The organism is Ottowia beijingensis, assembly GCF_042680925.1.
GTDB lineage: Bacteria > Pseudomonadota > Gammaproteobacteria > Burkholderiales > Burkholderiaceae_C > Ottowia > Ottowia beijingensis.
In genome coordinates, this window is the sequence record NZ_JBHUEP010000007.1 from 521,847 (window position 1) to 546,579 (window position 24,733).

A 24,733-nucleotide genomic window follows, 5' to 3' on the forward strand; every position below is an offset into this window, starting at 1 on the left:
TGCCGCCAGCGGCCGGGCCAAGCCCGCTCCGCGGCGGCCCCGGATGGCCTGCTCCGCGGCCGTCGGTACGGCAGAATCCAGTCTTCCACGGTGAAGCGACTCAGCCGAAACATATGACGAACCCCCTTTTGGAGCCGGCGGAGCTGCCGGCGGACGCGGTCGAAGTCGGCCGCGTGCTGGACGCCTGGGGCATCAAGGGCTGGTTCAAGATCCTGCCCTACAGCGCCTCGCCCGAGGCGCTTTTTTCTTCCAAGCGCTGGTTCCTGCAGCCTGCCGAACGCGGTGCCAAGAACTCGTTCGACGGTACGGTGCTGCTCAAGATCAAGCAAGCCCGGGACCACGCCGACACGGTGGTCGCCAGCGCGCAGGACATCCCCGACCGCACCGCCGCCGAAGGCCTGAAGGGCGCGCGCATCTTCATCGCCCGTTCGTCCTTTCCCACGCCGGAAGAGGGCGAGTACTACTGGGTCGACCTGATCGGCCTGGCGGTCGTCAACCGCGAGGGCGTGGCGCTGGGCACGGTGACCGACCTGATGGCCACCGGCCCGCAGCAGGTGCTGGTGATCGGCCATGAAGAAGGCGGCAAGCCGCAGGAACGCATGATTCCGTTCGTCGACGCCTACGTTGACGATGTGGACCTGGCGGCCAGGCGCATCACGGTGGATTGGCAGCCCGACTACTGACGCGGGCGCAGCCAGTCGCGCGCTTCAGCGCGGCGTGACTTGCACGAAGATCTCGTTCGGCTTGACCATGCCCAGCTCGATGCGGGCGCGCTCCTCGACCATCCCCAGGCCGGCACGCAGGTCTTCCACCTCGGACGCCAACTGCTCGTTCACCAGGCGGGCCTGTGCGTTGGCGGTCTTCTGCTGGTCCAGCTTGCGCTGCAGCGCCGCCACGTTGGGCAGGCTGCCACGCCCCACCCACAGCTGCGCGTGGATGATCACCAGCAGCACGATCAGGACGGCTGGGACGATGCGGTTGACCATGGTGGGCGAGGAAGGCTGATGAAGCGGTGCTGGGCTGCTATCGTTTCAGTATAGCGCCAGTTGGCTCCAGGCCGCCACACAGGCGGGGGAGGCCGGCGGGCTTGGGTGGTGTTCCGGCCGCCGGCGCGCCCCGCGACATCACTTGAGGTTGTAGAACGCCGCGCGGCCGGGGTATTCGGCCATGTCGCCCAGGTCTTCCTCGATGCGCAGCAGCTGGTTGTACTTGGCCATGCGGTCGCTGCGCGAGAGCGAGCCGGTCTTGATCTGGCCGGCGTTCAGGCCGACGGCGATGTCGGCGATGGTGCTGTCTTCCGTCTCGCCCGAGCGGTGGCTGATGACGGCCGTGTAGCCGGCGCGCTTGGCCATCTCGATGGCCTGGAAGGTCTCGGTCAGCGTGCCGATCTGGTTGATCTTGATGAGGATCGAGTTGGCGATGTGCTTGTCGATGCCTTCCTTGAGGAGCTTGGTGTTGGTGACGAACAGGTCGTCGCCCACCAGCTGCACCTTCTGGCCCAGGCGCTCGGTCAGCAGCTTCCAGCCATCCCAGTCGCCCTCGGCCATACCGTCCTCGATGCTGATGATGGGGTACTTGTCGACCCAGGTGGCCAGCATGTCGACCCACTGCGCGGCCGAAAGCTTGACGCCGCCTTCGCCCTCGAGCACGTATTGGCCGTCCTTGTAGAACTCGCTGCTGGCGCAGTCCAGGCCCAGCACGATGTCCTGGCCGGGGGTGTAGCCGGCGTCTTGAATAGCTTGCAGGATGAGCTGGATCGCGGCCTCATGGTTGTCGACGTTGGGCGCAAAGCCGCCTTCGTCGCCCACGGCCACGCTTAGCCCCAAGTCGTGGATGATCTTCTTGAGGGCGTGGAACACCTCGGCGCCCTGGCGCAGGGCCTCGCGGAAGCTGGGCGCGCCCACCGGGATGATCATGAATTCCTGCAGGTCGAGGTTGTTGTTGGCGTGTGCGCCGCCGTTGATGACGTTCATCATCGGCACCGGCAACTGGCAGCCGTTCATGCCGCCGAAGTAGCGGTACAGCGGCAGGCCCGATTCCTCGGCCGCGGCGCGCGCCACGGCCATCGACACCGCCAGCATGGCGTTGGCGCCCAGGCGCGACTTGTTGTCGGTGCCATCCAGGTCGATCAGGGTCTTGTCCAGGAAAGCCTGCTCACTGGCATCCAGGCCCAGCACGGCTTCGGAAATCTCGGTATTGATGTGCTCGACGGCCTTCAGCACGCCCTTGCCCAGGTAGCGCTTCTTGTCGCCGTCGCGCAGCTCGATGGCCTCGCGGCTGCCGGTGGAGGCGCCGCTGGGCACGGCGGCGCGGCCCATCACGCCGCTTTCCAGCAGCACGTCGCATTCAACGGTGGGGTTGCCGCGGCTGTCGAGAATCTCGCGGCCGACGATGTCAACGATGGCGCTCATGAAGTGTTTCCTTGAAGTTTAGAAAATATGAATCAAATTGGCCACCAGCGCTTGATGGACAAGCGCTGGCAGCTATGAAAATTGAAGTATCAGGCGCCTTCCACGCACAGCATGTCGAAGCTGCCGGCGCCGGCACGCACCTCGCGCGCCTTGCGGTATTCGGGCGATTCGTAGAACGCCTGCGCCACCGCATAGCTGGGAAAGCGGATCACCACCGTGCGGCCGTGGGCCTGCCCCTCGAGCACCTGCTGCTGGCCACCGCGCACGATGAATTCACCGCCGAGCGCCTGCACTGCCGGGGTGCTCCATTGGCGGTATTCGGCCATCTGGTCGGGGTTGGTGACGTCGATGTGGGCAATGACGTAGCCGTAGGGCATGCGGTTCTCCAAAGGGTTCAGGCAGAAAAATCGTTCTCGAGCAGGGGCTGACGCTTGGTCACGGTGTCGAGCGCGAGCAGGGTTTCGAGCAGCGCCTTCATGTGCTTCAGCGGCACGGCGTTGGGGCCGTCGCTGAGGGCGTTCTTGGGGTCGGGGTGCGTCTCCATGAACAGGCCGGCCACGCCGACGGCGACGGCCGCGCGCGCGAGCACCGGCACCATTTCGCGCTGGCCGCCACTGCTGGTGCCTTGCCCACCCGGCAACTGCACCGAGTGCGTGGCGTCGAACACCACCGGCGCACCGGTTTCGCGCATGATGGCCAGGCTGCGCATGTCGCTGACCAGGTTGTTGTAGCCAAAGCTGGCACCGCGCTCGCAGGCCATGAAGTTGTCGGTGGGCAAACCCTTTTCAGCCGCCGCCGCGCGCGCCTTGTCGATGACGTTCTTCATGTCGTGCGGCGCGAGAAACTGGCCCTTCTTGATGTTGACCGGCTTGCCCGATTGCGCCACGGCGCGGATGAAGTCGGTCTGGCGGCACAGGAAGGCGGGCGTCTGCAGCACATCGACCACGGCGGCCACGGCGGGAATCTCGGCCTCGGTGTGCACGTCGGTCAGCACGGGTACGCCCAGTCCCTTCTTCACCTTGGCGAGGATGTCCAGGCCCTTGTCCATGCCCGGCCCGCGAAAGCTGGTGCCCGACGAGCGGTTGGCCTTGTCGTAGCTGCTCTTGAAGATGAAGGGGATGCCGAGCGCGCCTGTGATCTCTTTGAGCTGGCCCGCCACGTCCATCTGCAGCTGTTCGCTCTCGACCACGCACGGCCCTGCGATCAGGAAGAAGGGCTGGTCCAGCCCGATGTCGAAACCGCACAGCTTCATTTGACCGCCTTCAGCGCCTTGCCCGCCTCACCCGCCGCGGCGGCCTGGTGGTCGAGCGCGGCCTTGATGAAGGCGTTGAACAGCGGGTGGCCGTCCCACGGCGTGCTTTTGAATTCGGGGTGGAACTGCACGCCGATGAACCACGGGTGCACGCTGGGCGGCAGCTCGACGATCTCGGTCAGGTGCTCACGTTGGGTGAGGGCGGAGATCACCAGGCCGGCGTTGCGCAATTGATCGAGATAGTTGACGTTGGCCTCGTAGCGGTGGCGGTGGCGCTCGGTCACCACGTCGCCGTAGATGCCGTGCGCCAGCGTGCCGGGCTGCACGTCGGAGCTTTGCGCGCCCAGGCGCATGGTGCCGCCGAGGTCGGAGCCGGCATCACGCTTCTGGATGCTGCCGTCCTTGTCCTTCCACTCGGTGATGAGGGCGATGACGGGGTGCGGCGTGGCGGGGTCGAACTCGGTGCTGTTGGCGCCTTCCAGGCCCGCCACGTGGCGCGCGTATTCGATGGTGGCCACCTGCATGCCCAGGCAGATGCCGAGGTAGGGCACCTGGTGCTCGCGGGCGTAGCGCGCGGTGGCGATCTTGCCCTCCACCCCGCGCGAGCCGAAGCCGCCCGGCACCAGGATGGCGTCGTACTTGCCCAGTTGCGCCACCGTGGCGGGTGTGATGGTCTCGGAATCCAGGTGCTCGATGTGCACTCGCGCATGGTTGTGCATGCCGGCGTGGCGCAGCGCTTCGTTGACCGACTTGTAGCTGTCGGACAGCTCTACGTACTTGCCCACCATGGCGATGGTGATTTCGTGCCGGGGGTGCTCCACCTCGTGCACCAGGTCGTCCCAGCGCTTGAGGTTGGCCGGCGGCGTGTTCAGGCGCAGCTTGTCGCAGATCAGGCCATCCAGGCCCTGCTCGTGCAGCAGGCGCGGCACCTTGTAGATGCTGTCCACGTCGGGCATGCTGATCACGCCCCAGGGCTGCACGTTGGTGAACAGGCTGATCTTCTCGCGCTCGTCCTGCGGAATGCTGCGGTCGGCGCGGCACAGCAGGGCGTCGGGCTGGATGCCGATCTCGCGCAGCTTCTGCACCGTGTGCTGGGTCGGCTTGGTCTTCAGCTCGCCCGCGGCAGCGATCCACGGCAGGTAGGTCAGGTGCACGAAGGCGCTGTGGTTGGGGCCCATCTTCAGGCTGAGCTGGCGCACCGCCTCCAGGAAGGGCAGCGATTCGATATCGCCCACGGTGCCGCCGATCTCCACGATGGCCACGTCGACCGCATTGCCGGTGCCCACGCCGGCGCCGCGCTTGATGAAGTCCTGGATCTCGTTGGTGACGTGCGGAATCACCTGCACCGTCTTGCCGAGGTAGTCGCCGCGGCGCTCTTTTTCGAGCACGCTCTTGTAGATCTGGCCGGTGGTGAAGTTGTTGGCCTTCTTCATCCGCGTGGTGATGAAGCGCTCGTAATGGCCCAGATCCAGGTCGGTCTCGGCACCGTCGTCGGTGACGAACACTTCGCCGTGCTGGAAGGGGCTCATGGTGCCTGGATCGACGTTGATGTACGGATCCAGCTTGATGAGGGTGACTTTGAGGCCGCGCGATTCGAGGATCGCGGCCAGGGAGGCCGAGGCGATTCCCTTGCCCAGGGAAGACACCACACCGCCGGTGACGAAGACGAATTTGGTCATGTCAGGACGAAGGCCCTAAGCCTTCGCTCGGTGGGAAATGCCGATTATAGGAAAGCCGGCCCGCGCGCCGCCTTTGCTACATTGCGCGCCATGAACGCGAACACCACTCCGAATGCCGCGGCGGGCGAGTTGGCCGGCCGCCACATCGTGCTGGGCCTGTCGGGCGGGGCGGCCTGCTTCAAGGCGGCGGAATTCTGCCGCCACCTCATCAAGGCCGGCGCCACGGTGCAGGTGGTGATGACCGAGGCGGCCTGCCAGTTCATCACGCCGGTGGCCATGCAGGCGCTGTCGGGCCGGCCGGTGTACGTGTCGCAGTGGGATGCGCGGCCCGACAACAACATGGCGCACATCAACCTGAGCCGCGAAGCGGACGCCATCGTCGTCGCGCCGGCCAGCGCCGACTTCATCGCGCAGCTGGCGCAGGGCAGGGCGGGCGAGCTGCTGGCGCTGATGTGCCTGGCGCGGCCGCTGAACCGCGTGCCGCTGCTGCTGGGCCCGGCCATGAACCGCGAGATGTGGGCGCACCCGGCGACGCAGCGCAACCTGATGCAGGTGGCGCAGGATGGCGCCTTCGTGCTGGGCGTGGCGCATGGCGACCAGGCCTGCGGCGAATTCGGCGACGGCCGCATGCTGGAGGCGGCCGAGCTGCTGGAAGAGTTGATCGCCTTCCTGGCGCCCAAGCCGCTGCTGGGCCAGCGCGTGGTGGTCACGGCGGGGCCGACCTTCGAGGCCATCGACCCGGTGCGCGGCATCACCAACCACAGCAGCGGCAAGATGGGTTTTGCCATTGCCCGCGCGGCGCGCGAGGCGGGGGCCGAGGTGACGCTGGTCGCCGGCCCGGTGCACCTGCCCACGCCGCGCGGCGTGCAGCGCATCGACGTGCAATCGGCGCGGGACATGCACGCCGCCGCCGTCGACGAAGCGCTGAGCGCCGACATCTTCATCGCCACCGCCGCCGTGGCCGACTGGCGGCCGGCGCAGGAGGCGGACCAGAAGATTAAGAAGGACGGCTCGGGCGAGGTGCCGCAACTGGCCTTTGTCGAGAACCCCGACATCCTGGCCGACATCGCGCATTCGGCGCGCGCGCAAAGCGGTGCGCTGTACTGCGTCGGCTTCGCGGCCGAAAGCGAGAACCTGGAGGCCAACGCCCAGGCCAAGCGCGTGCGCAAGGGCGTGCCGCTGCTGGTGGCCAACATCGGCCCGGCCACCTTCGGCAAGGACGACAACGCGCTTCTGCTGGTGGACGACGAGGGCGTGACCGAGCTGCCCCACGCCAGCAAGCGCGTGCTGGCGCAGCAGCTGGTGGCCGAGATTGCGCGCCGCGTGGGCGGCGAGATGGCCTGACCAGCCGACAAACGTTCAGCTCACATACTCCCCATGTGCATCGTCGCTAGCGCCCGAATGACGGGCGCTGGAAATCGATACTCCCCTTGAAACAAAATCACGCCCATGAAGCTCGACGTCAAGATCCTCGATGAACGCCTGCGCACGCAGATGCCCGCCTACGCCACGCCCGGCAGCGCGGGGCTGGACCTGCGCGCCTGCCTCGACGCACCGCTCACGCTGGCACCCAACGCCTGGCAACTGGTGCCCACCGGCATGGCGATCCACCTGGCCGACCCAGGCCATGCGGCGCTGATCCTGCCGCGCTCGGGCCTGGGCCACAAGCACGGCATCGTGCTGGGCAACCTGGTGGGGCTGATCGACAGCGACTACCAGGGCCAGCTGATGGTGAGCGCCTGGAACCGCAGCGACGTGGCCTTCACCATCGAGCCGATGGAGCGCATCGCGCAGCTGGTCATCGTGCCGGTGGTGCAGGCCACGTTCAACCTGGTCGACGCTTTCGTCGAATCGGAGCGCGGTGAGGCCGGCTATGGCTCCACGGGGCGCGCGTAGGTGTATTCCTACGCTCGATGCCCGGCTGCGATTACGGCTTGAAGCGTGTGTTCAACCAGCTTTTACCTGGGCTTTGTCGTCAAATCGGGTCGTGATGCGTTAATCACGCAGGCCGCTTCTAACAACGAGCCTCAACCACAGGAGAATCCCATGCAATTCAAGCAACGTCTGCTTCCCTCTCTGGCCGCCGTCAGCGCCGCCGCATTGCTGGCCGCTTGCGCCCAGCCCGGCACGCCGGTGGGTGGCAACTACCCCGGCACGTACCCCACCACCAGCTACCCGGCGGGTCAGCAGTATTCGCAGTTCGGTCGCGTTACCAACGTCGAGTACGTGCGCGGCGGCCAGTCGCAGGGCGTGGCCGGTGCAGTGGTGGGTGGTGCCGTGGGCGGCCTGGCCGGCAGCCAGGTGGGCGGCGGCAGTGGCCGCACCGCAGCCACCGTGGCCGGCGTGGTCGGCGGCGCGCTGATCGGCCGTGCACTGGAGCAGAACATGAACCGCAACACGGTCGACCACTACCGCGTGACCGTGCAGTTCGACAACGGCGGCACGCGCCAGTTCGACTACGCGCAGGCGCCCAACGTGCGCATCGGCGACCGCGTGCGTGCCGATGGCGATCAGCTGTACCGCTGATCCACGGCTTGCGCTGCAACAAGAACGGCACCCTCGGGTGCCGTTTTTTCATGCGCACACGCCTGCTCAGTGCAGGTGATCGCTGCCGGGCGCCATCGGCTGCAGGCGAAAGAACCCGGTGCCGGCGCTGCCGCGCTCCAGTTCGTCGTCGGTGGCTTCGCGCACGGCTTCCACCTTCAGGTGCAGGCGCAGCGAAATGCCGGCCAGCGGGTGGTTGGCATCCAGCACCACGTGCTCGGGGTAGATCTCGGTGATGGTGAACAGCGCATCCGCCGGTGCCTCGGCCACGATGTCCTGCGGCAGGGCAGAGGTCTCCAGCAGCATGCCTTCCTCGATGGCCTCGGGCAATTGATCGCGCCTGGCCAGGAAGACCAGCTGTTCGTCGAAGTCGCCGAAGGCGTCTTCCGGCTCCAGGTTCAGGTCCAGCAGCGCGCCGCGCTCATGGCCCTGCAGCGCGCCACTGATGGCGGGCAGCAGGTCGTCGCTGCCGACGAGGAACTCGACCGGCTCCTCCAGTTCGTCCAGCGTGTCGCCCAGGCTGTCCTTCAGGGTCCAGGTGAGGGCGACGACGCATTGCGGGGTGATTTCCATGCGGCGGATTGTCGCATCGCAAACCGTACGCCCGCCGTTTGCGTATGCTCGCGCGATGGACATCGAACAGCCTCTGCAATTGCTGGGCGGCCTGTCGCCGGCCCAGTTCATGAAGCGCCACTGGCAGAAGAAGCCGCTGCTGGTGCGTCAGGCCATCCCCGGTTTTCAGCCCCTGCTGTCGCGCAGCGCCCTGTTCGAGCTGGCGGGCGACGAGGCGGTGGAGTCGCGCCTGATCAGCCGCGGCGCCCAGGGCTGGCAGTTGCGCAGCGGCCCGCTGGCGCGCCGTGCATTGCCGCCACTGGCGCGGCCCGACTGGACGCTGCTGGTGCAGGGCGTCGACCTGCACGATGAGCGCGCGCACGAGCTGCTGCAATCCTTCCGCTTCGTGCCCGATGCGCGGCTGGACGACCTGATGATCAGCTACGCCAGCGACGGCGGCGGCGTGGGACCGCATTTCGACAGCTACGACGTGTTTCTGCTGCAGGCCCACGGCCGGCGCCGCTGGCGCATCGGGCGACAGAAGGATCTGACCCTGGTGGAAGGCCTGCCGCTGAAGATACTGGCCGACTTCCAGCCCGAGCAGGACTTCGTGCTGGAGCCGGGCGACATGCTCTACCTGCCGCCCCGCTGGGCGCACGATGGCATCGCGGTGGGCGAATGCATGACGTATTCCATCGGCTTTCGGCAACCCGCGCGCGACGAGATGGTGCGCGAGCTGCTGCAGCGCGTGGCCGACGACGCCACCGATCTGGTAGGCAGCGATGCCTACCGTGACCCACACCAGCCGGCCACCGCACAGCCGGCGCTAGTGCCGGCCGAGATGCTGGAGTTCGCGCGCGACGCCATCGAGCGCGCGCTGCGCGACCCGCAGCACCTGGCGCTGCTGCTGGGCGAGCTGATGACCGAGCCCAAGCCACAGGTCTGGTTCGAGCCCGGCGATGACGCGGCCGACGCCGGGGGCGAGGGCGGCGTGGCGCTGGATCGGCGCACGCGCATGCTCTACGATGCGCAGCATGTGTTCATCAATGGCGAAGGCTTTCGGGCCGCCGGCAAGGACGCCCGCATGATGCAGGCGCTGGCCAACACGCGCCGGCTGACGGCCAGGCAGGTGGCCCAGCTGAGCGAGGGCGCCCGCGACCTGCTCGACCAGTGGCGCGACGCCGGGTGGGTGCATGTCGGCTGAGGCGGTACCAGCCGGCTTGCCGTCCGGCGCCTTCATCGGCCGAGAGACCTTTCGCGAACACCTGCGCGCGGGGCTGAAAGCCGCGGCCCAGCAGGGCTGGAGCGAGTTGCTGCTGTGCGATGCCGACTTCCAGATCTGGCCGCTGGGTGAGCGCGAGATCGTCGAGGCCCTGCATGCTTGGGCACGCGGTGGCGGAAAGCTCACGATGCTGGCCCGGACCTACGACGAGGTGCCGCGCCAGCACGCACGCTTTGTCGAATGGCGCCGGCTGTGGTCGCACAGGATCGACGCCCGCCTCTGCCGCGAGGCCGATGCACTGCAACTGCCCAGTGCGCTGTGGTCGCCCGTGTGGGCCGTGCAGCGGCTCGACCCGGCGCGCCACAACGGTCTGTGCGGTGACGATCCGGCGTTTCGCGTGGCCCTGCGCGAGCAGATCGACGGCTGGCTCGGACGCAGCACCGCGGGCTTTCCGGCCTACACCCTGGGTTTGTGACAGTTGGTGCCAAACGTGGCGCCGGCGCATCAGGGTTAATCTCGATTGCGCAAGCCGACAGCTATAATTTTCGGTTGAGCGGAAGGAGCTTGAGTGCTTTTCTCTCAGTCAGGACGCACTGCAGTCAAACCCGGCGTCTTGATGCTTTCCGATGAACAGATCATTTTCTACAAGGACCATTGAGATGAATAAATCGCTTGTTCTGGCTGCCCTGATCGCCGCCGCTTCCCTGGCTGCCTGCGGCAAGAAGGAAGAGCCGGCGCCCGCACCGGCACCGACCGCTGCGCCTGCAGAAGCCGCCGCTGACGCTGCTGCTGCCGCCGCTTCCGCTGCCGACGCCGCTAAGGATGCCGCTGCTTCCGCTGCTGGCGCTGCCATGAGCGAAGCTGCTTCGGCTGCGGGCGCTGCCGCTTCCGCCACCGGCGCTGCCGTGGGCGCTGCTGCCGACGCTGCGGGCGCTGCCGCCAACGCCGCTGCGGCCCAGGCTGCCGACGCCGCCGCCACCGCTGCCACGGCTGCTGCTGCCGGCGCCACCAACGCTGCCACGGGCGCCGCCAACGCGGCTGCCACCGCTGCCGAAGCTGCTGCCAGCGCAGCCAAGTAATCGACAGCCAACACGCTCCGGCGCCCTGCGCCGGGCGGTTTTGCAAAGCCACCTGCTACAGGTGGCTTTTTTGTTGGTCTGCATCAATGCCGTTGGGCGCTCAGACCGCGAGCCAGCCGCGGCCATGGCGCTGCGTCAGCAACACGTCCTGCTCGCCACAGCCGAGCGCGGCGGCAAACGCGCGGGCCACCAGTTCGGGCCGGTTGTTGCGCTCGCTCAGGTGCGCGGCGACCACGGTGTTCAGCCGATCGTGGCGCAGCACTGCCAGCGCCGCGGCGGCCTGCGCGTTGCTCAGGTGTCCGTGCTGACCGGCCACGCGGCGCTTGAGAAAGTCGGGGTAGGCCGACCGCGCCAGCAGGTCCGGGTCGTGGTTGCTCTCCAGCACCAGCGCGTGCACACCGGCCAGGTTCGACAGCGCATGGGCCGTGACGTGCCCCACGTCGGTCATCAGGCCCCAGGCACGGTTGCCATCGGTGCAGCACAGCTGAAGGGGCTCGCGGGCATCGTGCGGCACGGTGAAGGGGCGGAATTCGAGGCCGCGGATGGCGAACACCTGACCGTCGCCCACATGATGCACCGGCGCATCGGCGTCGTGCGGCAGCTTCAGCGATTGCGCGGTGCCGGCGCTGGTCCAGATCGGTACGCGGTAACGCGCGGCCAGCATCGCCACGCAACCGATGTGATCGCCATGCTCGTGCGTGATGAACACGCCATCCAGGTCGGTCGGGCTCAGGCCGTCGGCGGCCAGCGCGGCCTGCAACTGCCGCAGGCCTAAGCCGCAGTCGATGAGCACCCGCGTGGGGTGCAGGCCGTCATGGGCTTCGATGAGCGTGGCGTTGCCCGAGCTGCCGCTGGCCAGGCTGCGAAAACGCAGCATCGGCGGCGGCGCCTTATCTCAGCTCGTCGGCCAGCACCTTGACGATGCGCTGCGCATCGGCCGTGGGCGCCGGCGCGCCGTTGCGGTCGAGCACGGTGACCTGGCTGTTCTGGCCCTCGGAGCGCACGGCGATCTGGTACTGGCTGGTCGGCAACTGCTGGCTGCCGCGGCCGAACATCTTGCCGAAGAAGCCGGGCTCCTTCTTCTCGACCGTCGGGTCGACGTAGCGCACGAAATAGATGCCCTTGCTGCGGTCGCGATCCTCGACGGTGAAGCCGGTGCGATCGAGTGCCAGGCCGACGCGGCGCCAGGCGCGGTCGAACTCCTCGTTCAGCTGCACGGCCGAGGTGCCGCCGGCGGCCACCACGCGCGCCGCCTGGGGTGCGGCTTGGCCTTGTGCCGCGGCGGCCAGTGCGGCCTTGGCCTGCTCCTGCGACACGCCCAGCTTGACCATCAGGCGGCGCAGGAATTCGGCTTCCAGCTCAGGGTCGCGCGCGCGCGGCTGCCAGACGGTGCTGTCGCGGCGTGCCGACGAATACACCTCTTCCATGCCGCGGTGGGTGACGAAGATGTCGGTGCCGCCGGCCGCGTTGCGCTCCAGCCGGGTGCGGAACTTGTCGCGCTCGCCGGTGGAATACAGCGAATCGAACACCTTGCCGATGGTGTTGCGGATGAAGTCCTGCGGGATCTTGGCGCGGTTCTCGGCCCAGTCGGTTTCCATCAGGCCCATGTTGGCCTGGTCCACCGCCATCAGGAAGCCGCTTTCCAGCCAGAAGTCGCGCACCGATCCCCACAGCTTGTCGGGCGTGCGGTCCACGCGCAGCCAGCGCTCGCCGTCCTGGCGCATGAACTGCACGTCGGCGATCTGGTTGGCGGCCGTGGGCGTGCCGGCGGCCTGTGTGGCGGCCTGGCCCGCCTGGTAGCCGGTGGCGGTGACGGTGCCGCTGCTGACGGCATAGCGCGACTGGCCGGGCAGCTGGCTCAGGTCGGGCGGCACCTCGAGCGAGACGCCGCGGCCGGAGCTCTTGTAGTCGATCTTGTCGGGCTCCAGCACCGAGCAGGCGCTCAGCGCCACGGCAGCGGCGGTGCCCAGCAGGGCGAAGGAGATTCGGCGTTCGGCAGACTTCACGTTATCCGTTCCTTATAAGGAAAATAGGGCTCCAGCGCCCGTCCTTGCTGCGCGAGCAGCTATGAATATCAGAGTAAACCAGCGCTCTTCAGGGCTTGCTCGACCACGGGCTCGTTGGCCTTCGACAGGGGCGTCATGGGCAACCGCAGCGTGCCGCCACACAGGCCCATGCGCGCGGCGGCCCACTTCACGGGGATCGGGTTGGCCTCGACGAACAACTGCTTGTGCACGGGCATCAGCTTGAACTGGATCTCCATGGCCTTCTTCACGTCGCCGGCGATGGCGGCCACGCACAGCTCATGCATCAGGCGCGGCGCCACGTTGGCCGTGACGCTGATGTTGCCCTGGCCACCGCACAGCATCAGCGCCACGGCGGTGGGGTCGTCGCCCGAATACACGGCGAAACCCTTGGGCACGTCGCGGATCAGCCATTGCGCGCGCTCGATGTTGCCCGTGGCCTCCTTGATGCCGACGATGCCCGGCACCTGCGCCAAGCGCAGCACCGTGTCATGCAGCATATCGGCCACGCTGCGGCCGGGCACGTTGTACAGCACCATCGGCAGGTCGCCCACGGCTTCGGCAATCGCCTTGAAGTGCTGGTACTGGCCCTCTTGCGTGGGCTTGTTGTAGTAGGGCACCACCTGCAGCTGGCTGTCGGCGCCCACCTTCTTGGCGAACTTCGCCAGCTCGATCGCCTCGGCCGTGGAGTTGGCGCCGCAGCCGGCCATGATGGGCACGCGCCCGGCGGCCTGCTCAACGGCGACGCGGATGATTTCCTGGTGCTCCTCGACGTTCACCGTGGGCGATTCGCCCGTGGTGCCGACCACGCCGATGCAGTCGGTGCCTTCGGCGATGTGCCAGTCGATCAGCTTGCGCAGCGTGGGGTAGTCGACGCTGCCGTCCTCGAGCATGGGGGTGACGAGGGCGACGATGCTGCCGGTGAGAGGTGTCATGAGGTCCGTGTGCTTTGACGGTAAACGATCATTTTAGTGGGCGCGCCAGCTTGGCGACCGCGCTGAGGCCGCGATTCGCCGGTCACAACGGATAACGCGTCGGCGCGCTGCCGGTAGGCATGCCAGGCCGCACTGCCGCGATGCGCTGCACGAAGCGCTCGGGCTGGGGCAAAAAGCCGTCCTCGTAGGCCACCACGTGCCAGTTGGCGCCGCTGCACAGCGCCAGCAACTCGCCCGGGCGCAGCAGAAAGTCGGGCCGCGAGGGTTTGCCCACGGTGTCGTTGCCCTGGGCGAAGGTTTCGTACAGCAGCACGCCGCCGGGGGCCACGGCACCGAGCACGGTCAGCAGCAAGGGGCGCCACAGGTAGTTGGTGACGACCACGGCGCCGAAGTGCCGGTCGGCGAAAGGCCAGGGCCCGTTCTCGATGTCGGCTTCGACCGTTTCACCCCAGGCCCGTGCAGCGCCCAGCGCCTCGGCATCGCGGTCCACCCCCGTCACCGTGTGCCCACGCTGGGCGAACCAGTGCATGTGGCGGCCACGCCCGCAGGCCACGTCGAGCACGCTGGCGCCAGGCTGCACCAGCGGCGAGAAGCGCGTGATCCAGGGCGAAGGCTGCACGCTGGCGTGGGGGGTGGCTTCAGTCATGGGCGGAGCATACAGCAACTTCAAATTTCATAGCTTCTCGCGCTTGATGGGTAAGCGCTGGAGGCCTATTTCGCTATGAATCTGGTGCGGCTGCATGCATACCCCTGCCGCACCAATCTGTGTTTGCATCCAGTAATTTCCGGCCCGGCAGGTTAAAATGCGCGGTTATGTCCACGTCACCCGCATCGTTCGCCGCCGGCTATTCCGAGGGTTCCATCAAGGTCCTGAAGGGCCTGGAGCCCGTCAAGCAGCGGCCCGGCATGTACACCCGCACCGACAACCCGCTGCACATCATCCAGGAGGTGATCGACAACGCCGCCGACGAGGCGCTGGCCGGCTTCGGCAAGAAGATCAGGGTGACGGTGCACACCGACCAGTCGGTCAGCGTGGAGGACGATGGCCGCGGCATCCCGTTCGGCCTGCACCCCGAGGAAAAGGCACCGGTGATCGAGTTGGTCTACACGCGCCTGCACGCCGGCGGCAAGTTCGACAAAGGCTCCGGCCATGCCTACAGCTTCTCGGGCGGCCTGCACGGCGTGGGCGTGAGCGTGACCAACGCGCTGTCGAAGCGGCTGGAGGTGAGTTGCCACCGCGAGGGCCAGGTGGCCCGCATCGTGTTCGCGGCGGGTGATGTGATCGAGCCGCTGGCACTGCGCAAACAGGAAGCGGGCGACCGCAAGCAGGGCACCACCGTGCGGGCCTGGCCCGACATGAAGTATTTCGAATCCAGCGCGCTGCCGGTGGGCGATCTGGTGCATCTGCTGCGCAGCAAGGCGGTGCTGATGCCCGGCGTGAGCGTGACGCTGGTGAACGAGAAGACCCGGGAAACGCAAACCTGGCAGTACAAGGGCGGCCTGCGCGACTACCTGGAGCAGACGCTGCCCGCCGACGCCGTGATCCCGGTGTTCGAGGGCGAGGGCTATGCCGACAAGCACTCCGACAGCTTTGCCGATGGCGAGGGCGCCGAGTGGGCCGTGGCCTTCACCGAAGACGGCACGCCGGTGCGCGAGAGCTACGTCAACCTGATCCCCACCACGGCCGGCGGCACGCACGACAGCGGCCTGCGCGACGGGCTGTTCCAGGCCGTCAAGAGCTTCATCGAACTGCACGCGCTGTTGCCCAAGGGCGTGAAGCTGATGCCCGAGGACGTGTTCGCCCGGGCCAGCTACGTGCTGTCGGCCAAGGTGCTCGATCCGCAGTTCCAGGGACAGATCAAGGAGCGGCTGAACTCGCGCGATGCCGTGCGCCTGGTGTCCAGCTTCGTGCGCCCGGCGCTGGAGCTGTGGCTGAACCAGCACGTGGATTACGGCAAGCGGCTGGCCGAGCTGGCCATCAAGGCCGCGCAGACCCGCCAGCGAGCCGGCCAGAAGGTGGAAAAGCGCAAGGGCAGCGGCGTGGCCGTGCTGCCAGGCAAGCTCACCGACTGCGAAAGCCGCGACCTGAGCGTGAACGAGGTGTTCCTAGTCGAGGGCGATTCGGCCGGCGGTTCGGCCAAGATGGGCCGCGACAAGGAAACCCAGGCCGTGCTGCCGCTGCGCGGCAAGGTGCTGAACACCTGGGAGGTGGACCGCGACCGCCTGTTCGCCAACACCGAGATCCACGACATCTCGGTCGCCATCGGCGTCGATCCGCATGGCCCCCAGGACGAGCCCGACCTCTCCGGCCTGCGCTACGGCAAGATCTGCATCCTGTCCGATGCCGACGTGGACGGCTCGCACATCCAGGTGCTGCTGCTCACCCTGTTCTTCCGCCACTTCCCCAAGCTGATCGAGACCGGCCATGTGTACGTGGCGCGCCCGCCGTTGTTCCGGGTCGACGCGCCGGCCCGCGGCAAGAAACCGGCGGCCAAGATGTACGCGCTGGATGACGGTGAGTTGGCAGCCATTCTCGACAAGTTGCGCAAAGATGGCGTATCTGAGGGAAAATGGACGATTGGCCGTTTCAAGGGCCTGGGCGAGATGAACGCGGAACAATTGTGGGAAACCACGCTCAATCCCGACACCCGCCGCTTGTTGCCGGTGCAACTGGGCCCATTTGATTTCGTGCAGACGGCGGCCGAGATGACCAAGCTCATGGGCAAGGGCGAAGCCGCGTCGCGGCGCGAGCTCATGGAACTGCACGGCGACGCCGTGGAAATCGACATCTAGATGACACACCACCATTCAGCCTCCGGCCTCAGCAGGTTCGCGCGTCGCGTGCGCCTGTCGGCACTGGGCGTGGCGCTCTCGGCGCTGCACCTGGGTGCCCATGCCGATCTGTGGACCTATGTGGACGACAAGGGCATCACGCACTTCGCGGCTTCGCAGGTCGACGAGCGCTACCAGCTGTTCTACAAGGGCAGCGATGCCGGCAAGCTCAACCTGACGCAGGGCGGCGCCGCTGCCGCCGCGCTGGCGCCCGAGCCGAAGCAGCCCCGTGTGGGCCTGAAGGCGAAGAAGGGCGAGCCGAAGTTCGAGGTGCCCAGGCGCTTTGCCAACATCGACTCGTCGAAGAGCTACAAGAACGTGCAGAAGCACATGCGCGCGGCGGCCAAGACGCACCAGGTCGATTACGAGTTGCTCAAGGCGGTGATCGCCGCCGAGTCGGGCTTCGACCCCGAGGCGGTGTCGCCCAAGGGCGCCGTCGGCCTGATGCAGCTGATGCCGCCCACGGCGCAGCAGTACGGCGTGGTGGCCGACAGGGATGGCCGCAAGGACCGCAAGGGCAACCCGCTGCCGGCACGCAGTGTGGAAGAAAAACTGACCGACCCGCAGATCAACATCAACGCCGGCGCGCGCTACCTCGCCTACCTGATCAAGCTCTTCAAGGGCGAGCTGGAACTGGCCGTGGCCGCCTACAACGCGGGCGAAGGCGCCGTGCAGCGCGCCGGCAACAAGATCCCGAAATACAAGGAAACGCAGGGCTACGTGAAGACCGTCATGGGCCTGTACGGCGTGTTCAAGCCCGAGCAGACGGTGGTGGCCGACGCCCGTGCCACGCCGGCGCAGCCGGTGGCCAGGGCCGCGGGCCGCGTGGGCGGGCGCGTGCGGGTCGAACTGGCGGGCGCCGGCAAGGCGATCGAGGCCGCCACGCCGGCGGCCGTGGCGCCCGCGGCTGATGCGGCGGCCAGCGTGCTGACGCCGGTGCTGTTCACCGTGCCGCGACTGGGCGCCGACGTGCGGGTCGACAGCACCACCAGCACAAGCAGCGGAAGCTGATTTCCTTTTCTTTTTCCTTTCCTGAATGAACGATCAAACGGTCCTCGATCTGGCCGGGGAGGGCGGCGGGTCGGATGACGACCTGGCGCTGGCCACCTACGCGCAGCGCGCCTACCTCGAATACGCACTGTCCGTCGTCAAGGGTCGAGCCCTGCCCGACGTGGCCGACGGCCAGAAGCCGGTGCAGCGCCGCATCCTGTATGCGATGTCGCGCATGGGCCTGGGCTATGGCGGCACCGGCGGCAACACGCCGGCCACGCCGGTCAAGAGCGCCCGCGTGGTGGGCGACGTGCTCGGCAAGTACCACCCGCACGGCGACACCGCCGCCTACGACGCGCTGGTGCGCATGGCGCAGGACTTCAGCCAGCGCTATCCGCTCATCGACGGCCAGGGCAACTTCGGCAGCCGCGACGGCGACGGCGCCGCCGCCATGCGCTACACCGAGGCGCGGCTGGCCAAGATCACGCGCCTGCTGCTGGAAGAGATCGACGAAGGCACGGTCGACTTCCAGCCCAACTACGACGGCCGCGAGCAGGAGCCGCGCCAACTGCCCGCGCGCCTGCCGTTCGCGTTGCTGAACGGCGCCAGCGGCATCGCCGTGGGCCTGGCCACCGAAATCCCCAGCCACAACCTGCGCGAAGTGGCCGATGCCTGCGTGGCGCTCATCAAGTCGCCCAAGCTGAGCGACGACGAGCTGTTCGCGCTGCTGCCCGGCCCCGACTACCCCGGCGGCGGGCAGATCATCAGCCCCGCCACCGACATTGCCGACGCCTACAAGACCGGACGCGGCAGCCTGAAGGTGCGCGCGCGCTGGAAGATCGAGGACCTGGCGCGTGGCCAGTGGCAGCTGGTCGTCACCGAGCTGCCGCCCGGCACCAGCGCGCAGAAGGTGCTCGAAGAAATTGAGGAACTCACCAACCCCAAGGTCAAGACCGGCAAGAAGGCGCTGACGCCCGAGCAGACGCAGCTCAAGGGCACGGTGCTGGCGGTGCTGGACGAGGTGCGCGACGAATCGAGCAAGGACGCGCCGGTGCGCATCGTGTTCGAGCCCAAGAGCCGCACCATCGGCCAGGACGAACTGATCAACACGCTGCTGGCGCACACCAGCCTGGAAACTTCGTCCTCCATCAACCTGACCAGTGTCGGCCTCGACGGCCGGCCGGTGCAGAAGTCGCTGCGCCAGATGCTGGTGGAATGGATCGACTTTCGCCAGCAGACCATCACCCGCCGCAGCCAGCACCGGCTGCAAAAGGTGCTCGATCGCATCCACATCCTCGAAGGCCGGCAGCTGGTGCTGCTGAACATCGACGAGGTGATCGCCATCATCCGCGAGAGCGACGAGCCCAAGGCGGCGCTGATCGCGCGCTTCAACCTGACCGAGCGGCAGGCCGACGACATCCTCGACATCCGCCTGCGCCAGCTGGCACGGCTGGAGGCGATCAAGATCGAGCAGGAGCTGAGCGAGCTGCGCAAGGAGCAGGGGGGCCTGGAGGACATCCTGGGCAGTCCGGCCAGCCTGCGCCGCCTGATGGTCAAGGAGATCGAGGCCGATGCGAAGCAGTTCGCCGACGCGCGCCGCACGCTGATCCAAGCCGAGAAGCGCGCCGTGGCCGAGGTCAAGGTGGTCGACGAGCCGGTGACGGTGGTCGTGAGCGAGAAAGGCTGGGTGCGCGCGCGCCAGGGCCACGGGCACGACGCGGCGGCCTTCGCCTTCAAGGCCGGCGACGGGCTGTACGGCACCTTCGAATGCCGCACCGTCGATCACCTGCTGGTGTTCGGCAGCAACGGCCGCGTGTACACCGTGCCGGTGGCCAACCTGCCGGGCGCGCGTGGCGACGGCCAGCCGATCACCACGCTGATCGACCTGGACGCCGGCACGCAGCCGCTGCACTACTTTGCCGGCGCCGAAGCGGTCACGCTGCTGCTGTCGGGCTCGGGCGGCTACGGCTTTCTGGCGCGCATCGAGCACATGCTGTCGCGCCAGCGCGGCGGCAAGGCGTTCATCACTGTGGGTGCGGGCGAGCAGGTCTGCAGGCCGTCGGTGGTGGCTCTGGGTTCAGAGCCGAAATCGACCCCAGCGCCCAGTGGGCAAGCGCAGGCAGTTATCAGTTTCGCAGCGGCCACACACGTGGCTTGTGCCTCCACGGGCGGGCGCATCCTCACCTTCGAGATCGGTGAACTGAAGCTGATGGAAAAGGGCGGCCGCGGCCTGACTCTGATCGACCTGGAGCCCAAGGACACGCTGGCCGGTGCGGCGGCCTACACGCGCAGCGTGCGCATCTTCGGCATCGGCCGCGGCGGCAAGGCGCGCGAGGAGCAGCTGGAAATCCGCAGCCTGAACAACGCCCGCGCCGCCCGCGCGCGCAAGGGCAAGGCGGCCGATCTGGGCTTCAAGCCCACCGGCATCGTGCGGGTGGAGTGAGCATGCAACTCGATCTGTCGTTCTTCGGCGTGTTCATCATGGTGCTGATGGCCGTGGGCAGCTTTCTGCTGGGCCGCTGGCTGTCGCGCCACTGGCGGGCGCGGCGCCGCGCCAAGGACATCGCCGCCGCGCGCGCGCAGGAAACGCGCCAGCAGCGCCGGGCGCGCGAACGGCGCGAGCGCGGCTGACGGCCGGCGTTCAGGGCGGCGGGCAGCTGGGCTGCGCCACCACCGGGCACTTGTCGAAGGCCTCGGGCCGCACGCCACCGCCCTTGAGGCGATAACCATCCATGCAGGCGTAGGCCGCGTTGTAGCGCTGCCATTGCGCGGCACAGCTCTGGTCGTCCGGGCGCGGCGCCGATGCACCGGCCTGCGGTGCCGCGGCGGCCGACGCGGCGGAGGCGGCAGGCCGCGCCGGCTGCGCCAGATCGTCGCGGTACTTCTGCAGGCGGGCGTCGGCGGCGGCCTGGTCGGCGGCACTCAGCGGCGGGACGGGCGCGATGCTTTCCACCTGGGTGCCGGGCGCCGTTCTGGTGGGCAGCGCGTCCGAATAGTGCACGACGCCGCGCTCGTCCACCCAGCGCTTGATCTGGGCCGTGGCGGGCAGGGCGGTGGCCAGCAGGCAGGCGGCAAGGGCGGCCAGCGCAGGCCGGTGCGCTGCGGAGGTCAGGAGGGTGTTCATGGCCGGGGTTGTACCCCAGCCGGCCGTGCCTTGCAAAGCACGGCCTGACGTGTGGCGGCAGGCGCCTGATCACGGCCTGCCCATGGAGGTACCAAGGCAGGGGGGACTTTGAAAATAATAATGATGACGAAAAACGGCTCTGGCGCTTGTATATCGGGCGCTGGCAGCTCCTGAATCAATACTTGCAAACGGCGTCAAAACGTTGTCGCCTGATATGGCGCGCCTGGCGGCTTGCAGTCCGCCCACGGCCGCGGGGCGCGCGGCTTCAGTCGTTCACCAGCACCAGCTTGCCCTTGACCTCGCGCGAGCCCATGCGCGCGTAGGCAGCTTTCAGCTCGCTCATCGGCATGGTGCGGTCGATCAGCGGCTTGATCCTGCCCTGCGCGTACCAGCCGGCCAGCTCCTGCATCATGGCGGCGTTGGCAGCCGGCTCGCGGCGCGCGAAGTCGCCCCAGAACACGCCGACGATGCTGGCGCCCTTGACCAGCGCCAGGTTGATCTTGATGGCCGGGATGTCGCCCGCAGCGAAGCCCACCACCAGGTGCCGCCCGCGCCAGGCAATCGAGCGGAATGCCGGCTCGGTGAACGGGCCGCCCACCGGGTCGTAGATCACGTCGGGGCCCTTGCCGCCGGTCAGTTCCTTCAGGCGCTCGCGCAGGTCCTCGTTGCTGTAGTTGATGGTTTCGTCGGCGCCCAGTTGCTTGCAGAAGGCGCACTTTTCGTCAGTGGAGGCGGCAGCGATCACCTTCGCGCCCGCGATCTTGGCAATCTGGATCGCCGACATGCCCACGCCGCCGGCCGCGCCCAGCACCAGCACCGTCTCGCCGGCCTTGAGCTGGCCGCGGTCCATCAGCGCGTGGTGGCTGGTGGCGTAGATCATGATGAAGGCCGCCGCATCCACCGGCGGAAAGCCCGGCGGCAGCGGCATGCACAGCTTGGCCGGCGCCAGCGTGTGGGTGCCGAAGCCGCCTGTGCCGCTGAGGCAGGCCACGGCCTGGCCCACCTTCAAGTCCGTCACGCCTTCGCCCACGGCCTCGACGACGCCGGCGTATTCGCTGCCGGGCACGAAGGGCAGCTCGGGCTTGTGCTGGTACTTGTTCTGCACGATCAGCAGGTCAGGGAAGTTCAGACTGGCGGCCTGGATGCGGATCAGCACCTGGCCTTTGCCGGGCTGCGGCGTGGGCAGTTCCTTCCAGGTCAGGGCGTCGACACCGACGGGGTTTTCGCAAAGCCAGGCGTGCATGAATCAGGTCTCCTCGAACAATCGGTAAGCTGGCGCCGCGGCACCAGGGGTGACGCCGCATGATAGAAGCGGGCACCAGCCGCGCCATGTCTCAGCCGTGACCGCGCCTGCCGGCGATGGCCGGGCGACGGCGCGCCTACAATCCGTTGCATCTGCGCGCACCCCTCCATGAAGATCCTGCTCTGTAACGACGACGGCTACCAGGCCACCGGCATCGTGGCCTTTCACGAGGCCCTGAAGGCGCTGCCGGACGTGCAGGTGGAAGTGGTGGCGCCCGAGCACAACAACAGCGCCAAGTCCAACGCCCTCACGCTGCGCGCGCCGCTGTACGTGTACCAGGCGGCCAACGGCTTTCGCTACGTCAACGGCACGCCGGCCGACTGCGTGCACATCGCGCTGACGGGCCTGCTGGACTACCGGCCCGACCTGGTCGTCTCCGGCATCAACAACGGCGCCAACATGGGCGACGACACCATCTACAGCGGCACCGTGGGCGCGGCCATGGAAGGCTACCTGTTCGGCATCCCGGCCATTGCGTTCTCGCAGATCGAGAAGGGCTGGGGCCACATCGACGCCGCGGCGGCCAAGGCGGCCGAGCTGGTGCAGCGCATCGGCGCGCACCAGCTGGACGGCGGCAAGCCCTGGCTGCTGAACGTGAACATCCCCAACCTGCCGCTCGACCAGATCAAGCCGCCCAGGGTGAGCCGCCTGGGCCGGCGCCACGCGGCCGAGCGCGTGATCACCATGGACAGCCCGCACGGCGACACCATGTACTGGATCGGCGGCGCTGGGCCGGCGGCCGACGCGGCCGAAGGCACCGACTTTCACGCCACGGCCGAGGGCCACATCGCCATCACGCCGCTGAAGGTGGACCTGACCGACCGCGACGCGCTGGGCTACTGGTCGCAGGGCCTCAGGCACATGCTGGGCGGAGGGCACGGCTGATGGCCACGCCACCGCAGCGCCCGGGCTTTCCGGCCCGCATCGACCTGGGCGCGGGCAGCCGCGCGCCGGCCCGGCCGGTGGCGCGGCCCGCCGTGCCTGCGGCCGCCACGCCGCCGCTGACCAGCACCTCGGCACCGCAGGCCGCCAGCATGGCGCGCGACCCGATCCCGGCGCGTGCCCGCATGGTGCAGTTGCTGGCGGCCGAGGGCATCAGCGATGCGCAGGTGCTGCGCGCCATGGGCAGCGTCGACCGCCACCGCTTCGTCGACAGCGCCTTGCTGGCGCAGGCGTACGAGGACACGGCGCTGCCCATCGGCCTGGGCCAGACCATCAGCAAGCCCAGCGTGGTGGCGCGCATGACCGAGCTGCTGCTGCAGGGCGGCCTGCGCGGGCCCGACGGCAAGCTTGGCCGCGTGCTCGACATCGGCACCGGCTGCGGCTACCAGGCCGTGGTGCTGGCGCAGGTGGCCAGCGAGGTCTACAGCATCGAGCGCCTGCGCGACCTGCACGAGAAGGCGCGCGCCAACCTGCGGCCGCTGCGCATCGCCAACGTGCACCTGATCCTGGGCGACGGCATGGCCGGCTTTGCCAAGGGCGCGCCTTACGCGGGCATCATCGCCGCCGCGGGCGGCGAGGCCGTGCCCGACGCCTGGATCGACCAGCTGGCCTACGGCGGGCGCATCGTCGCCCCGGTGGCCACGGCCGGGGGCCAGCAGGCACTGATGGTCATAGACAAGTCCCGTCAGGGGATACAGCAGACCATTCTCGAAGCCGTTCACTTCGTGCCTCTAAAATCAGGGGTTGCGTAGAGCGCAAGCAAGAGGAAAGTCTCATATGTATTTCTCAGGTCGCAAGACTTGGATGGCCGCCACCCTGGTGGCGGCCGCGGTGCTGGCGGGATGCTCGTCCACCTCGGTCAATCGGGCTCCGGTGGAAGACCGGGGCACGGCAGGCGCCCCGCGCGTCGACCCGGCCACGCTGCCGGGTGCCGAGAACGCCGGCAAGCCCGGCTTCTACACGGTGCGCCAGGGTGACACGATCATGCGCATCGCCACCGAGGTGAACCAGCCCTGGCGCGACATCGCGCGCTGGAACAACCTCGACAACCCGAACCTCATCGAAGTCGGCCAGGTGCTGCGCGTGGTGCCGCCGGCCGGCACCACGGTGGCATCGGCCCCGGCGCTGACCGAAGGGCCGCGCCCCGCCGCCGGCACCCCGGCACCTGCCCCCGCGCCCGCCAAGCCCGCGGTGCCGGTGGCCACGCAGACCACCCCCGGCGTCACGCCCGCACCGGCGCCTGCGCCGGCCTCGCCCCCACCGCCGCCTTCGGCCGGCGCCGACGACGTGGACTTCATCTGGCCCGCCAGCGGCGCGCTGATCGCCGGCTTCGACGAGGCCAAGAACAAGGGCCTGGGCATTGCCGGCAAGGCGGGCGATGCGGTGCTGGCCGCCGCCGATGGCCGCGTGGTGTACGCCGGTGCCGGCCTGCGCGGCTATGGCAACCTGATCATCCTGAAGCACAACAACACATTCCTCACGGCCTACGCGCACAACCAGACGCTGCTGGTGAAGGAAGACCAGACCGTGAAGAAGGGCCAGAAGATCGCCGAAATGGGCTCCACCGACGCCGACCGCGTGAAGCTGCACTTCGAGATCCGCCGCTCGGGCAAGCCGGTGGATCCGGCGCGCTACCTGCCGGCTAGATAAGCTCCCCCCTGTGCCGCTGGCGCGGCTTCCCCCCTGAGGGGGGACGGCGCTGGTGGCCGGCGCGGGTCCGGCCACGGCGCCCCCGCATGGCCTGCTCCGCGGCATTTTGTGCGGCTTGCTGCGCAGCCTTGTTGGCTCCCTCTCCCGCAGGCGGGAGAGGGTTGGGGTGAGGGCAGGGCCGTGCGCCCGTGGGA

General features: G+C 68.2%; 26 protein-coding genes. 14 read left to right on the forward strand and 12 right to left on the reverse strand.

Annotated features, from left to right (window positions below; genetic code table 11):
• Nucleotides 1-113: 113 nt before the first annotated feature.
• Nucleotides 114-683: a ribosome maturation factor RimM gene (gene rimM, locus ACFSCU_RS11855; protein WP_377560764.1), complete on the forward strand. Its 570-nt coding sequence runs from the start codon at nt 114-116 to the stop codon at nt 681-683.
• 24 nt (nt 684-707) lie between these two features.
• Here rimM and ACFSCU_RS11860 read toward each other — a convergent pair whose 3' ends face one another.
• From ACFSCU_RS11860 to ACFSCU_RS11880, 5 genes are all read right to left on the reverse strand, one after another.
• The gene (locus ACFSCU_RS11860) at nt 708-986 is read right to left on the reverse strand and encodes a septum formation initiator family protein (RefSeq protein ID WP_180551353.1); all 279 of its coding nucleotides are present in this window, start codon (nt 984-986) and stop codon (nt 708-710) included.
• 138 nt (nt 987-1,124) lie between these two features.
• Nucleotides 1,125-2,411 carry a phosphopyruvate hydratase gene (gene eno, locus ACFSCU_RS11865; protein ID WP_377560766.1) on the reverse strand — a complete coding sequence of 429 codons (1,287 nt, stop codon included), beginning with the start codon at nt 2,409-2,411 and terminating at the stop codon, nt 1,125-1,127.
• Nucleotides 2,412-2,500: 89 nt separating this feature from the next.
• Nucleotides 2,501-2,788, reverse strand: coding sequence for a DUF1330 domain-containing protein (locus ACFSCU_RS11870; protein WP_180551354.1), 288 nt, complete (start codon nt 2,786-2,788; stop codon nt 2,501-2,503).
• A gap of 17 nt (nt 2,789-2,805) precedes the next feature.
• On the reverse strand, nt 2,806-3,663 hold the full coding sequence (gene kdsA / locus ACFSCU_RS11875) for a 3-deoxy-8-phosphooctulonate synthase (protein WP_377560768.1): 858 nt from the start codon (nt 3,661-3,663) through the stop codon (nt 2,806-2,808).
• Nucleotides 3,660-5,342: a CTP synthase gene (locus ACFSCU_RS11880; protein WP_377560770.1), complete on the reverse strand. Its 1,683-nt coding sequence runs from the start codon at nt 5,340-5,342 to the stop codon at nt 3,660-3,662. Before ACFSCU_RS11880 ends, kdsA begins: the two co-directional genes overlap by 4 nt.
• A gap of 90 nt (nt 5,343-5,432) precedes the next feature.
• On the opposite strand from ACFSCU_RS11880, the gene coaBC reads away from it, so the two are divergent.
• From coaBC to ACFSCU_RS11895, 3 genes are all read left to right on the forward strand, one after another.
• Nucleotides 5,433-6,686 (forward strand): bifunctional phosphopantothenoylcysteine decarboxylase/phosphopantothenate--cysteine ligase CoaBC, encoded by a 1,254-nt coding sequence (gene coaBC / locus ACFSCU_RS11885; RefSeq protein ID WP_180551355.1) that lies wholly within the window; start codon nt 5,433-5,435, stop codon nt 6,684-6,686.
• Nucleotides 6,687-6,791: 105 nt separating this feature from the next.
• Nucleotides 6,792-7,238 carry a dUTP diphosphatase gene (dut, locus tag ACFSCU_RS11890; RefSeq protein WP_180551356.1) on the forward strand — a complete coding sequence of 149 codons (447 nt, stop codon included), beginning with the start codon at nt 6,792-6,794 and terminating at the stop codon, nt 7,236-7,238.
• A gap of 150 nt (nt 7,239-7,388) precedes the next feature.
• Nucleotides 7,389-7,868: an outer membrane lipoprotein gene (locus ACFSCU_RS11895; RefSeq protein ID WP_180551357.1), complete on the forward strand. Its 480-nt coding sequence runs from the start codon at nt 7,389-7,391 to the stop codon at nt 7,866-7,868.
• A 66-nt stretch (nt 7,869-7,934) separates the two neighbouring features.
• Here ACFSCU_RS11895 and ACFSCU_RS11900 read toward each other — a convergent pair whose 3' ends face one another.
• Nucleotides 7,935-8,459, reverse strand: a complete 525-nt coding sequence (locus ACFSCU_RS11900) for an FKBP-type peptidyl-prolyl cis-trans isomerase (protein WP_180551358.1) — start codon at nt 8,457-8,459, stop codon at nt 7,935-7,937.
• A 55-nt stretch (nt 8,460-8,514) separates the two neighbouring features.
• Between ACFSCU_RS11900 and ACFSCU_RS11905 the strand changes: the two genes are divergently transcribed.
• From ACFSCU_RS11905 to ACFSCU_RS11915, 3 genes are all read left to right on the forward strand, one after another.
• On the forward strand, nt 8,515-9,642 hold the full coding sequence (locus ACFSCU_RS11905; RefSeq protein ID WP_180551359.1) for a cupin domain-containing protein: 1,128 nt from the start codon (nt 8,515-8,517) through the stop codon (nt 9,640-9,642).
• Nucleotides 9,632-10,135 (forward strand): hypothetical protein, encoded by a 504-nt coding sequence (locus ACFSCU_RS11910; protein WP_180551360.1) that lies wholly within the window; start codon nt 9,632-9,634, stop codon nt 10,133-10,135. The genes ACFSCU_RS11905 and ACFSCU_RS11910 overlap by 11 nt, the downstream gene beginning before the upstream one ends.
• 184 nt (nt 10,136-10,319) lie before the next feature.
• Nucleotides 10,320-10,739 carry a hypothetical protein gene (locus ACFSCU_RS11915; RefSeq protein WP_377560771.1) on the forward strand — a complete coding sequence of 140 codons (420 nt, stop codon included), beginning with the start codon at nt 10,320-10,322 and terminating at the stop codon, nt 10,737-10,739.
• Nucleotides 10,740-10,839: 100 nt separating this feature from the next.
• Here the strand turns inward: ACFSCU_RS11915 and ACFSCU_RS11920 are convergent, their stop codons facing one another.
• From ACFSCU_RS11920 to ACFSCU_RS11935, 4 genes are all read right to left on the reverse strand, one after another.
• Nucleotides 10,840-11,616: an MBL fold metallo-hydrolase gene (locus ACFSCU_RS11920; protein ID WP_333705864.1), complete on the reverse strand. Its 777-nt coding sequence runs from the start codon at nt 11,614-11,616 to the stop codon at nt 10,840-10,842.
• A 13-nt stretch (nt 11,617-11,629) separates the two neighbouring features.
• Nucleotides 11,630-12,745 carry an outer membrane protein assembly factor BamC gene (gene bamC / locus ACFSCU_RS11925; protein WP_308645885.1) on the reverse strand — a complete coding sequence of 372 codons (1,116 nt, stop codon included), beginning with the start codon at nt 12,743-12,745 and terminating at the stop codon, nt 11,630-11,632.
• A gap of 68 nt (nt 12,746-12,813) precedes the next feature.
• The gene (dapA, locus tag ACFSCU_RS11930; RefSeq protein WP_180551363.1) at nt 12,814-13,698 is read right to left on the reverse strand and encodes a 4-hydroxy-tetrahydrodipicolinate synthase; all 885 of its coding nucleotides are present in this window, start codon (nt 13,696-13,698) and stop codon (nt 12,814-12,816) included.
• 82 nt (nt 13,699-13,780) lie between these two features.
• A complete protein-coding gene (locus ACFSCU_RS11935; RefSeq protein WP_377560773.1) occupies nt 13,781-14,344 on the reverse strand; it encodes a class I SAM-dependent methyltransferase in 564 nt (187 codons plus the stop codon).
• Between the two features lie 167 nt (nt 14,345-14,511).
• Here ACFSCU_RS11935 and ACFSCU_RS11940 point away from each other — a divergent pair, with 167 nt between their 5' ends.
• The 4 genes from ACFSCU_RS11940 to ACFSCU_RS11955 are packed head-to-tail and all read left to right on the forward strand — an operon-like array spanning nt 14,512 to nt 20,151.
• Complete coding sequence (locus ACFSCU_RS11940) at nt 14,512-16,491, forward strand: DNA topoisomerase IV subunit B (RefSeq protein ID WP_180551365.1); 1,980 nt, start codon at nt 14,512-14,514, stop codon at nt 16,489-16,491.
• Nucleotides 16,492-17,541: a lytic transglycosylase domain-containing protein gene (locus ACFSCU_RS11945; RefSeq protein ID WP_180551366.1), complete on the forward strand. Its 1,050-nt coding sequence runs from the start codon at nt 16,492-16,494 to the stop codon at nt 17,539-17,541.
• Nucleotides 17,542-17,566: 25 nt separating this feature from the next.
• On the forward strand, nt 17,567-19,963 hold the full coding sequence (gene parC / locus ACFSCU_RS11950; RefSeq protein ID WP_333705856.1) for a DNA topoisomerase IV subunit A: 2,397 nt from the start codon (nt 17,567-17,569) through the stop codon (nt 19,961-19,963).
• A gap of 2 nt (nt 19,964-19,965) precedes the next feature.
• A complete protein-coding gene (locus tag ACFSCU_RS11955) occupies nt 19,966-20,151 on the forward strand; it encodes a hypothetical protein (RefSeq protein WP_333705855.1) in 186 nt (61 codons plus the stop codon).
• A gap of 10 nt (nt 20,152-20,161) precedes the next feature.
• Here the strand turns inward: ACFSCU_RS11955 and ACFSCU_RS11960 are convergent, their stop codons facing one another.
• Both ACFSCU_RS11960 and ACFSCU_RS11965 read right to left on the reverse strand, forming a co-directional pair.
• Complete coding sequence (locus tag ACFSCU_RS11960) at nt 20,162-20,644, reverse strand: DUF4124 domain-containing protein (RefSeq protein WP_180551367.1); 483 nt, start codon at nt 20,642-20,644, stop codon at nt 20,162-20,164.
• A gap of 265 nt (nt 20,645-20,909) precedes the next feature.
• The gene (locus ACFSCU_RS11965; protein WP_333705853.1) at nt 20,910-21,887 is read right to left on the reverse strand and encodes an NADPH:quinone oxidoreductase family protein; all 978 of its coding nucleotides are present in this window, start codon (nt 21,885-21,887) and stop codon (nt 20,910-20,912) included.
• A gap of 168 nt (nt 21,888-22,055) precedes the next feature.
• Here ACFSCU_RS11965 and surE point away from each other — a divergent pair, with 168 nt between their 5' ends.
• The 3 genes from surE to ACFSCU_RS11980 are packed head-to-tail and all read left to right on the forward strand — an operon-like array spanning nt 22,056 to nt 24,539.
• Nucleotides 22,056-22,832 carry a 5'/3'-nucleotidase SurE gene (gene surE, locus ACFSCU_RS11970; RefSeq protein WP_180551368.1) on the forward strand — a complete coding sequence of 259 codons (777 nt, stop codon included), beginning with the start codon at nt 22,056-22,058 and terminating at the stop codon, nt 22,830-22,832.
• Nucleotides 22,832-23,641 (forward strand): protein-L-isoaspartate(D-aspartate) O-methyltransferase, encoded by an 810-nt coding sequence (locus ACFSCU_RS11975; RefSeq protein WP_333705852.1) that lies wholly within the window; start codon nt 22,832-22,834, stop codon nt 23,639-23,641. Before surE ends, ACFSCU_RS11975 begins: the two co-directional genes overlap by 1 nt.
• A gap of 25 nt (nt 23,642-23,666) precedes the next feature.
• On the forward strand, nt 23,667-24,539 hold the full coding sequence (locus ACFSCU_RS11980; RefSeq protein WP_377560776.1) for a peptidoglycan DD-metalloendopeptidase family protein: 873 nt from the start codon (nt 23,667-23,669) through the stop codon (nt 24,537-24,539).
• Nucleotides 24,540-24,733: the final 194 nt, after the last annotated feature.